Source organism: Frankia sp. EI5c, assembly GCF_001636565.1.
Lineage (GTDB): Bacteria > Actinomycetota > Actinomycetes > Frankiales > Frankiaceae > Parafrankia.
In genome coordinates this window covers 26,987-36,516 of the sequence record NZ_LRTK01000098.1, presented here as the reverse complement: position 1 = coordinate 36,516, position 9,530 = coordinate 26,987, and the positions used below count along the sequence as shown (strand labels likewise).

General features: G+C 74.2%; 4 protein-coding genes and 12 pseudogenes. 12 read left to right on the top strand and 4 right to left on the bottom strand.

The window, feature by feature from the left end; translation table 11 throughout:
- Nucleotides 1–13: 13 nt before the first annotated feature.
- The 4 genes and pseudogenes from UG55_RS42865 to UG55_RS24360 all read left to right on the top strand — a co-directional run.
- Nucleotides 14–187, top strand: a pseudogene (locus UG55_RS42865) (flavin reductase); the annotation flags it as partial.
- A 1-nt stretch (nt 188) separates the two neighbouring features.
- Nucleotides 189–514: flavin reductase family protein (locus tag UG55_RS42860; RefSeq protein WP_242424937.1), on the top strand; the 326-nt coding region annotated here is incomplete at its 5' end.
- Nucleotides 515–666: 152 nt separating this feature from the next.
- Complete coding sequence (locus tag UG55_RS24365; protein WP_066072593.1) at nt 667–1,638, top strand: sulfotransferase; 972 nt, start codon at nt 667–669, stop codon at nt 1,636–1,638.
- A 181-nt stretch (nt 1,639–1,819) separates the two neighbouring features.
- A pseudogene (locus UG55_RS24360) lies at nt 1,820–2,005 on the top strand (DUF2530 domain-containing protein); the annotation flags it as partial.
- 22 nt (nt 2,006–2,027) lie between these two features.
- Here UG55_RS24360 and UG55_RS48200 read toward each other — a convergent pair.
- From UG55_RS48200 to UG55_RS42840, 4 genes and pseudogenes are all read right to left on the bottom strand, one after another.
- Nucleotides 2,028–2,382 (bottom strand): annotated as a pseudogene (locus UG55_RS48200) (hypothetical protein); the annotation flags it as partial.
- Nucleotides 2,383–2,426: 44 nt separating this feature from the next.
- A pseudogene (locus UG55_RS42850) lies at nt 2,427–3,988 on the bottom strand (molecular chaperone Hsp90); the annotation flags it as partial.
- 1 nt (nt 3,989) lies between these two features.
- A pseudogene (locus UG55_RS42845) lies at nt 3,990–4,482 on the bottom strand (molecular chaperone Hsp90); the annotation flags it as partial.
- A 1-nt stretch (nt 4,483) separates the two neighbouring features.
- The coding region (locus UG55_RS42840; protein ID WP_396231005.1) for a sacsin N-terminal ATP-binding-like domain-containing protein at nt 4,484–5,531 on the bottom strand (1,048 nt) is incomplete at its 3' end.
- Between the two features lie 707 nt (nt 5,532–6,238).
- Here UG55_RS42840 and UG55_RS30400 point away from each other — a divergent pair.
- The 8 genes and pseudogenes from UG55_RS30400 to UG55_RS42795 all read left to right on the top strand — a co-directional run.
- Nucleotides 6,239–6,565: a sterol carrier family protein gene (locus UG55_RS30400; RefSeq protein ID WP_313954640.1), complete on the top strand. Its 327-nt coding sequence runs from the start codon at nt 6,239–6,241 to the stop codon at nt 6,563–6,565.
- 417 nt (nt 6,566–6,982) lie between these two features.
- Nucleotides 6,983–7,648 (top strand): annotated as a pseudogene (locus UG55_RS42830) (amidophosphoribosyltransferase); the annotation flags it as partial.
- Nucleotides 7,649–7,673: 25 nt separating this feature from the next.
- Nucleotides 7,674–7,793: pseudogene (locus tag UG55_RS42820) on the top strand (hypothetical protein); the annotation flags it as partial.
- Nucleotide 7,794: 1 nt separating this feature from the next.
- Nucleotides 7,795–8,032 (top strand): annotated as a pseudogene (locus UG55_RS42815) (amidophosphoribosyltransferase); the annotation flags it as partial.
- A 1-nt stretch (nt 8,033) separates the two neighbouring features.
- A pseudogene (locus UG55_RS42810) lies at nt 8,034–8,566 on the top strand (amidophosphoribosyltransferase); the annotation flags it as partial.
- A 29-nt stretch (nt 8,567–8,595) separates the two neighbouring features.
- Nucleotides 8,596–8,750, top strand: a pseudogene (locus tag UG55_RS42805) (phosphoribosylformylglycinamidine cyclo-ligase); the annotation flags it as partial.
- A gap of 1 nt (nt 8,751) precedes the next feature.
- Nucleotides 8,752–9,362, top strand: a pseudogene (gene purM / locus UG55_RS42800) (phosphoribosylformylglycinamidine cyclo-ligase); the annotation flags it as partial.
- Between the two features lies 1 nt (nt 9,363).
- Nucleotides 9,364–9,529: pseudogene (locus UG55_RS42795) on the top strand (AIR synthase-related protein); the annotation flags it as partial.
- Nucleotide 9,530 lies beyond the last annotated feature (1 nt).

Sequence of the window (9,530 nt, the reverse complement as noted above, 5' to 3'; positions counted from 1 at the left end):
GGGGGCTGAACCGGTGGTCGCCCCGGCCGCACTGCGGCACGCCTTCCGCCGGCACGCGGCCGGGGTGACGGTCGTGACGATGGCTGGCCCGTATGGTCCCGTCGGTTTCACCGCGACGTCGGTCGCCTCCCTCTCCGCCCAGCCGCCGCTGCTGTCGCTGTCGCTGTCGAGGACTTCGTCCTGCGCGNCGGCGCTGCTTGCCACCTCGGGTCTTGTGGTCCACCTGTTGTCCGTTGATCAGCAGGGGCTGGCCGCTCGGTTCGCCACCTCGGGAATCGACCGGTTCGCCGCGCCGACCCGGTGGCGCTCCCTGCCCACCGGTGAGCCGCTGCTCGTCGACGCCGCCGTCTGGCTGCGGACGCGGATCCTCACCCGGTTGGACGCGGGCGACCACCACCTGGTGATCGCCGAGGTCGTGGAGATCGGTGCCGATCCGGAGCCCGCCGGGCCGTCCGCTCCGCTCGTCTACCACAACGGCGGTTACGGGACGATCACCGTCGGGGAATCCACCTAGCGCGCCGTCCCGGGCCTGATCCGTCGTCGGCGGACTTCGGTGGACGGGCTCACCGCGGTCGGGGTTCCAAAGGAATTCCCGACTCGGCCCGCGGGGGCGGGGAGGCTATATTCTCGGCTCGCGTGTGAAACGGTCCGGGAGGAGGAGCCGGTATGGCGCTACCCGATTTCGTCGTCATTGGCGCTCCCGACGCCGGCACATTGAGCCTGCACACGGCGCTGGCCCGGCACCGGGGTCTGGTGATGTCCGCGCCGGCCGAGCCCGGGTTCTTCCTCGCCGAGGGGTCGTCTCCCGCACCCGCGGGCGCCCCGGCCGCGGGCCTGGAGGCACAGCCCGCGGACCTGGAGCCACAGCCCGCGGACAGCGCGGAGGCGCTGGCCGGGGAGGCGCTCGTCCGGTGCCAGCCGGAGTACGAGGCCCTCTTCCCGGGGAACGACCAGCGGCCCCGGGGAGAAAGTACTCCGTACTATCTCGCCGACTTCCCGGCACAGCGTCGCATGCACGAGCTGCTGCCGTACCTGAGAATGATCGCCGTGCTGCGCGACCCGGTCGAACGCGCGTACGCGAACTGGCTCGCGCAACGCCGAGCGGGGCTTGAGCCGTTGCCTTCTCTGGTCACGGCGCTCGACGCGGAGGAAGCGCGGCGCGCGGCCGGCTGGAAACGCCGCTGGCGCTACGCCGAACACGGCCGTTATGGCCTTCAGCTACGGCGTCTCTACACGTTGTTCCCACCCAGCCAGGTTCTGCTGGTGCGGTATCGGGACCTGGTCACGCAGCCGGATTCGGTACTGCGTGAGGTATGCGCCTTCGTTCGCGCGGTCGACCCGGCCGCGGTGGTCCGCGGCGGTGCGCGCACGTTCGTCCCGGCGGTCACCGATCCCGGTCGCGGCTGGCTCGGCGCGGCCAGCCGGCCCAGCCCGGACCCGCTGGCCGCGGCGCTGGCCGTGCTGCGCCGGCACCTGGAGCCGGGTCCCCCGCCGCCGCCCGGCCTGCGCGCGCGGGTGCTCGACCGCTTCGTCGACGACATCGCGCTGCTCGCGCAGGTGACAGGGTGCTCGTTCGACGAATGGCTGGAGGGCGGCGACCACCCGGCGCCCACCGGGGCGGACGGCGGCAGGGCCTGATGGCGCCGCCGCGGCCGCGGTAGCGTCGGTCGCGATGAGCACACGGACACCGGACGGAGACGAGCCGGGCCCCGGCGCGCCGGATCTTGGCGCGCCGGATCTTGGCGCCTCGGGCGCTGACACCGGCGGGGGAGAACTGCGTCCGCTCCCCTACGACGGAGTTCGCTCGGTCGCGGTGGGNACCGTCATCTGGCTGGTCGCGCTTCTGGCCATGCTCCCGTTCACCGACGACCTGCGGGCCGACGGCCGGCTGTGGTGGATAGCGACGGCCGCCGTCGGTTTCGGGCTGGGGCTGGCCGGTGTCTGGGTCGTCGTCCGCCGCCGCGACCGGCTGCGCGCGGCCGGGGAGCGGGCTGACCCCGCCTGACCCCGCCCGGCCTGCCTTCCGACTACAGGTCGTCGAGGTCGTCCTCCGCCTGCCGTAGCGGGGCGCCGTCCGGATCGCGCAGCGCCGCGGCGAGGCCGTGCCGGCGTTCCCACTGGCCGGCCTGCCAGGCCAGTGCCCGGGCCAGCGCGTCCGTGCCCGCCGCCTCGTCGAGATGGATCACCCCGCCGATGCCGCCGACCACGCGCCAGGGCGCCCGGACCTGACGTCCGCCCGGAGCCGTGATCCACAGCCGCGGGTGCACGTGATACCTGGCGACCAGCGGCCGGGCGGCTCCGGGCGCGGCGCCGAGGTCGGTCCCGTCGAGGGACTCCGGACCGGCCGTGGATTCGTCCGCCGCGGGCCGGTCGAGCACGACCNTGCTCCCGGAGACGACGACTGTCCTGGTCACGGTGCCCGCGGNTCCCGCAGAGCCCGCGGCGGCGTCCAGTACCTCGAACTCGTCCAGGTCGGAGGCCAGCCGGAGACCGAGCACATGCGCGGCCTCGGCGGCCCGGTCCAGGGGCAGCCGCAGGACGGGCCGGTCGTGGTCCATCAGCGCCAGCAGATCGGGGGCGTCCACCACCACGACCTCGTCGGCGGGGAACACGCCGGCCGGAGTCCGCACGGTCAGCGGCGGGTCCAGGCGTGGGCCGACGGCACCGTCCGGGTCGGTCCCCAGCAGGCCGGCCGCACTCACCGCCGCCATGTAGAGCGTCCGCGCCGCGGGCCAGCCGATCTCGCGGTCGCTGTCGCCCAGCCGGTCGAGGAGGTCGATCACCGCGTCCGGATCGGTGAGGACGTCGTCGAGAGTGCGGCGGCAGCCGAGCCGGCGCAGAAACTCCTCGTCGACGCCGGGCAGCGCGGCGGCCGGGGCGAACAGCCCGGTCAGCAGCGGGTCGGCACCGGGAAGCACCAGTTCCCGCGGCGGCAGCCGGTTGCCGGCGCCGTCGTCCGTCGGCAGCGTGGCGTGCCGGGCCAGCCACCAGCGGGTGTAGGACGGCTCGGCTCCCAGCACGACCTCGCGCAGTGGCGGGCGGGCGAGCTCGGCCAGTGCCTCGGGCCACGCCTCGGGGTCGACGAGTTCCAGGTCGCGGACCGCCGCGAACCGCCCGATGACGAGCGGGGCGCCCGGAATCCGGCCGGTGTCCGTGGAGAAGGGTGCGACCGCCCGTTCGGACGACTCGTAGACCTCGTCCACCCAGATGTCGCTGTCGTCCAGTTCGAGCAGCACCGGCTCGTCCGGGTCGAGGGTCACATCCGCCGCGTGGAGCACTCCGAACGTGCGCAGCACGCCGACCGCTTCGAGGACGTGGTCCGGCCAGGCGGTGCTGACTCGTGGGTCGAGGGTTCCGAACGGGGCATCGTCGGCGAGCAGCAGATCGAGCGGCCCATCCGCGATGACGAGTTCGGACGCGGGAGCGAACCCGCCGCCCGCCTCGGGGAGCAGCAGCGCGGAGAGCCAGGACGGCACGGACCGCTCGGAGTCCTGGTGATCATCATGCTGACTGCTGGCGTCGCGGACCAGGGCCAGCACGCCGCCCGCCAGCGCGTCGAGATGATCGAGATCGTCGTCCGGGTCGGCCTGGGTGACGGCCTCCCGTACCGCCGGGTCCCGCAGGACCCCGGCCGGGGTCCCCTCCACCGCCCCGAGCGTGCGCAGAGCGTCCCGCGCGCCCCCCGTGCACGCGTCGGGATGGATCACCCGCAGCGGCAGGCCGGAGCGGGCCAGGGCGACCACGTCCAGCTCGGGGGTGGGCAGCAGGGCGCCGCGCGGTCCGGTGACCATCCGGCTGGGGGGTGTCAGCGGTGCCGGGTCTGGCCCGTCGGTGTCCGGCTCCACGCCGAAGACGGGGGCGCGGTCGCGGTCGCGGTCGTGGCCGAGGTCGTCCAGATCGGGGACGACCACCACCGGCACGGGCAGCGCTCCGAGCGCGTCCCGGTCCGGCGCGGTCAGCAGCAGCGGGTAGAGACCGGCCCACCAGGNCGGGTCGTGGCGCACCCCTCGCAGGAGCTCCACGACGCCCGCGGTGCCCAGCCGGCGGACACCGAGCAGGTCCAGGGCGCCGCGCAGCCGCCGCGCGGCGAACTCGGCCGGCAGGAGCCCGTCGACGAGCGCACCGGCAGCACCGTCAGCACCGTCGGCGTCGTCGGCGTCGTCGGCGGGGTCGGCGGGGTCGGGGGACTGGTCGGCGCGCAGCAGCTCCGTGACGGAGTCCGTGGCCGGGCCGAGGTCGAGGACGACGCAGTCCCGCCCGATTCGGCCCCCGGGCAGGAGCGGGGCGTCGGGCAGCAGCGTGAGCAGCCGGTCGCGCAGCCGGCCGTCCACCTCACCGCGGGGCAGGCCGGTGGGGACCAGCTCCAGGGCACTGGTGCCGCGGTCGCCCAGCTGGGTGGCCAGCGCCACCGTCGCCTCGGCGAGGCGGTCCGTCAGCCAGTCCCGCAGCGGTCCGGGAACGGTGTGCCGGCGGGACGGATCCNGCGGGAGGTCGACGCTGAGCAGAGCCGGGATGCTGATCGGCTCGTCGGTGGGCTGCGGCGCGCGGATCACCCGCATGACCTGGTCGGGCCAGTCGCCGTCGGGCACCATCGCCCGTGCGGTGTAGCCCGTCCGCCCGCGTTCCTCCACGGGGCGGTCCGCGAGCAGTTCGGGCGGGATCGTCCCGCGGCGTACGCAGCCCTGCCACCGCACGCCGCCGACGGTCGCGACCTCAAGACTGGTCCCGTCCGGCCCGGGCCGGGTCGGCTCCCATTCACAGTGGTGCCGGCGGACCTCGCCGTCGACCTCGACGATGATCTCCGCGAGTCCGCGCAGGACGACGGGCAGCGTCGGGTCGAGCTCGGCGATCAGGGCCCGCGCCGTGGCGGCCGCGGCCTCGTCCCGGAGAGGCAGGCGGATGACGGTGTCGTAGCCGGCCGGTCCGGGCCGCGGGTCGTCGAGGTCGAACGGAAGGCGCAGCACGGGCACCGCGCCGCCGCGCCGGTCGAGTTCCGCCAGCAGCGCGTCGACACCGCTCGCGCGCACCAGCTCCGCCGTGCGCTGCCGCGACCAGCCCACCCCCCACCAGCCGTCCGCACCGTCCCGGCCACCGGCGGTGCCGTACCCGCCGAGCGGGGACGTCCTGGAGACGATGGACGGAGTGTCCGTCACCGCGAGGACGGCGGCGAACCCGGCGCCGAAGCGCCCGACGGCCTGGACGTCGCGCTTCGCCGAGGCGCGCAGTGTCGACAGCGCCTCGACCCCGGCCGCCGTCAACGGCGCGCCGGTGTTCGCGACCTCCAGCAGGCCGCCCGGGCCCGTCCCGGCGGCTGGCGGGCTCAGCCTGATGAGCACCTTCGCCGGGACGCCGGCGGCGCTCGCCGCGTCGACCGCGTTCTGGAGGAGCTCGACGATCAGTCGGTCCCGGTAGGCGCCGAGGGCTGCGTCCTCCTCGGCGTTCGCGTCCTCCCGGAACCGGCTCGCCGCCGCGGCCCATGCCTCGGTGACGCGGTTCCGCAGCGCCGCAGTGCCGAACGCGATGACATCCACGGCCCCATCCTCGTCTGTGGCCGGACGGTCGCTCAGCGAGGGGCCTGGGATCGCCGCCCGGCACGCGCCGGGCACGCACGCAAGGCGGGAGCAACCCGGCAGAGTTGAGCGGTGGCGGTGGCGGTGGCGGTGGCGGCGGTGAGCCGGGGGCGGGGACGTGCGGAGACAGGAGGGCTGATCCGGTGGGTGGCGGCGGAGTGTCTGAAGGACCGACCGGGGCGGACGGCCGCGGCGGCAGCGGGCGGCCCGGCGGCAGCGGGCGGGCGCGGCGAGGTGGTGCGGTCCGGGTCGATCCGGCGCTGCCGGCGGCCCTCGCCGAGCAGTGGGACCTGCTGGCCGCGCATGTTGCCGGGCTGTCGGACGCGGAGCTCGCCCGACCGCTCCCCGAGCCGGTGCCGGCTGCCGGGGCGGGAGCGGCGCCCGGAACGCGGGCGGTGACCGTTGGTGAGCTGGTGGTGCGCGCCGCTCAGCGGGCGGGGGCACTCGCCGCCGCACTCGATGAGCTGCGCGGTGCCGATGAGCTGCGCGGTGCCGGGCCGGTGGCTCCTCGGCCGCCCGTCGACGGTCTGCCCACCGACCAGCTCAGAGCGGTGCTCCAGGGCACGGTGGCGGAGGTTCGGGCCGGCCTGGCGGCGCTCGCCNCGGAGCAGCCCGGGAGCGGGCAGGGCCCGACCGCGGAGTTCCTGGCGGGAGCGATCGCCGACGCCGTGGTGCGCGGGCTGGATCTCGGCGTGGCTCCGGTCCGGCCGGCGCTGAAGGCGACTGTGCGGCTGTTCACAGCGCTGCTCGCCGAGCGGGCCCCCGGGCGCACCGTTGAGCTGCGGGTGCCGCCCTTCGCGGCGGTGCAGATCGTGGAGGGGCCGCGGCACACCCGCGGCACTCCGCCGAACATCGTCGAGGCCGAGCCGACGGCCTTCGTCCTCGTCGTGACGGGACGACTCGGCTGGGAGGCGGCGGTGGCGGACGGGCGCGTCCGCGCGAGCGGGGAACGGGCCGATCTCCGCGCGCTGCTACCGCTGCCCGTCCCGCGGTGAAGCTGGAAGCGAGGATCCGCCCGAGTGGTTTCCGACCGCGACCACCCCGTTTCACCGCTGTCCGGATGTGGGCGTATGTCGCGTTTTCGCTGTGACTTCGCCGTCGCGCGCGGTGGGAGATCGCAGTCGCCCGGCTGATCGGCGTCGCCGCTGCTAGCGTTGGTTATGTGGGGAGTCGAGGGCGAGCGTGAACGTCAGGCAGTCCGGGATTCTTCTCGTGGCTGTCCGTTGATGTGAGCGTTGTCATGTGCGCCNGGGGTATCACGACATCCGCCTTGAACCCGATCCGTTCTCCCGACATCTCGGTCACCCTGACCATTTCTAGGAGACCTGGTGCCACACGTCGCCGACAGCGACGACCCCGCAGCCTGCCGGGAGTNGAAATCCCTCCGTCCGCCGGAACATCATGGTCCGCCNGAGCGCGATCTTTTCGACGATGATCCGGGCCCGCGCGACGCCTGCGGTGTCTTCGGGGTCTGGGCGCCCGGTGAGGACGTGGCGAACCTCACCTACTACGGCCTCTACGCGCTTCAGCACCGCGGTCAGGAGGCCGCCGGGATGGCGGTCGGCGACGGCCGCACCGTCGTGGTCTTCAAGGAACTGGGCCTGGTCGCCCAGGTCTTCGACGAGATCACGCTGTCGAGCCTTTCCGGGCATGTCGCGGTCGGGCACACCCGGTATTCCACGACCGGTTCGTCGACCTGGGAGAACGCACAGCCGTCGTACCGGACGGCGGGATTCGGCGGGCCCATCGCGCTCGGCCACAACGGGAACCTGACGAACATCGTCGAGCTGGCCGGGGCGCTCGGCGGGCGGGACGGCGGCCTCGGGGCGACCACCGACTCGGACCTGATCACGGCGATGCTCGCGGCGCATTCGGGGCCCACTCTCGTCGAGGCCGCGCTGGACGTTCTCCCGCGGTTGCAGGGCGCGTTCTCGCTGACGTTCGCGGACGCGTCGACCCTGTACGCGGCGCGTGATCCGCACGGGATCCATCCGCTGGTCCTCGGGCAGCTCGACGACCGGCCGGAGGGCGCCTGGATCGTGGCCAGCGAGACAGCGGCGCTGGACATCGTGGGTGCCNGCTTCGTCCGGGAGATCGAGCCCNGGGAGCTGGTCGTCATCGACGCCGACGGCCCGCGCTCACTGCGGTTCGCGGCGGCGGACCGGCATGTCTGCCTGTTCGAGTACGTCTACCTCGCCCGGCCCGACACGACGATCGGCGGCCNCTCGGTGCACGCCACCCGCGTCGAGGTGGGCCGGCGGCTGGCGCGCGAGGCTCCCGTCGACGCCGACCTGGTGATCCCGGTTCCGCAGTCGGGGGTCCCGGCCGCGGTGGGGTACGCCGAGGCGTCCGGTATCCCGTTCGGCGAGGGCCTGGTCAAGAACTCCTACGTCGGACGGACGTTCATCCAGCCGTCGCAGACGATTCGCCAGCGGGGCATCCGGCTCAAGCTCAACCCGCTGNGGGACGTCATCGAAGGCCGCCGCCTGGTTGTCGTGGATGACTCGATCGTGCGCGGTAACACCCAGCGGGCCCTGATCCGCATGCTGCGGGAGGCCGGCGCGACCGAGGTGCACGTGCGCATCTCGTCGCCGCCGGTGCGGTGGCCGTGCTTCTACGGCATCGACTTCGCCACCCGCTCCGAGCTGATCGCCAGCGGCAGCGGGGTGGAGGAGATCCGCGAGTCGCTCGGTGCCGACTCGCTGGCCTACGTCTCCCTGGCGGAGCTGATCGAGGCCTCCGAGCAGCCCGCGGACTCGCTGTGCCGGGCCTGCTTCGACGGTGTCTACCCGGTGCCGCTGACCGACGCGAACAAGCTGGGCAAGTACCGGCTGGAGTCGTTCGGTCCGCAGACCACGGAGGAGGTCATCGCCCAGGCGATGCAGGCCCGGGTGACGCTGGGGATGAACGGGGCCGACCCGTCGCCCGACAGCCACGACGCCGAGATCGAACCGGTGCCGCTCGTGCCGACCCGGACCACGGGAGGTTCGCTGTGACGACCAGCGGTGCCGCTGGCGGTGCCGGCCTGGCCGGTGCGGGCGACGGCGCCCGGCTCGGCGCGGGTTCGGTCTCCTATCGGGACGCCGGGGTGGACGTCGAGGCGGGCGAGCGGGCCGTCGCGCTGATGCGCCAGCACGTGGCCAGGGCCTCCCGGCCCGAGGTCGTCGGGTCCCTCGGGGGNTTCGCGGGCCTGTTCGCGCTGGATGTGGCCCGCTACCGCCGCCCACTGCTGGCGTCCTCCACGGACGGCGTCGGCACGAAGATCGCCGTCGCCAGGGCGATGGACGTCCACGACACGGTGGGCGTGGACCTGGTCGCCATGGTGGTCGACGATCTCGTCGTCTGCGGCGCGGAGCCGCTGTTCCTGCTGGACTACATCGCCTGTGGCTCCCTCGAGCCGGGGCGGATCGCCTCGATCGTCTCCGGGATCGCCACCGGCTGTGAGCAGGCGGGGTGTGCGCTGGTCGGCGGTGAGACCGCCGAGCACCCCGGCCTCATGGGAAGCGACGACTACGACCTGGCCGCGACGGGGGTCGGGGTCGTCGAGGCCGACGCCGTGCTCGGGCCGGAGCTGGTCCGGCCGGGGGACGTGGTGGTCGCGATGGCGTCATCCGGTCTCCACTCCAACGGCTTCTCGCTGGTACGCCACATCCTGTTCGGTCCAGTCGAGCCTGACCAGCCCGGAGGGGTCTCCGAATCGGGCCGGGCGGCGCTGGCCGGGTACGAGGAGGCCCTGGGCACCACTCTCGGGCAGGCGCTGCTGACGCCGACCCGGATCTACGCCCGGGACTGNCTCGCCGTGATCGAGGCCGCGGAGGTCCATGCCTTCGCCCACATCACCGGAGGCGGGCTCGCGGCGAACCTCGCCAGGGTGATCCCCGCCGGGGCGGTCGCCACCGTGGAACGGTCCACGTGGGCGCCGCCCGCGCTGTTCGGCCTGCTGGCCGAGCGAGGCGGGGN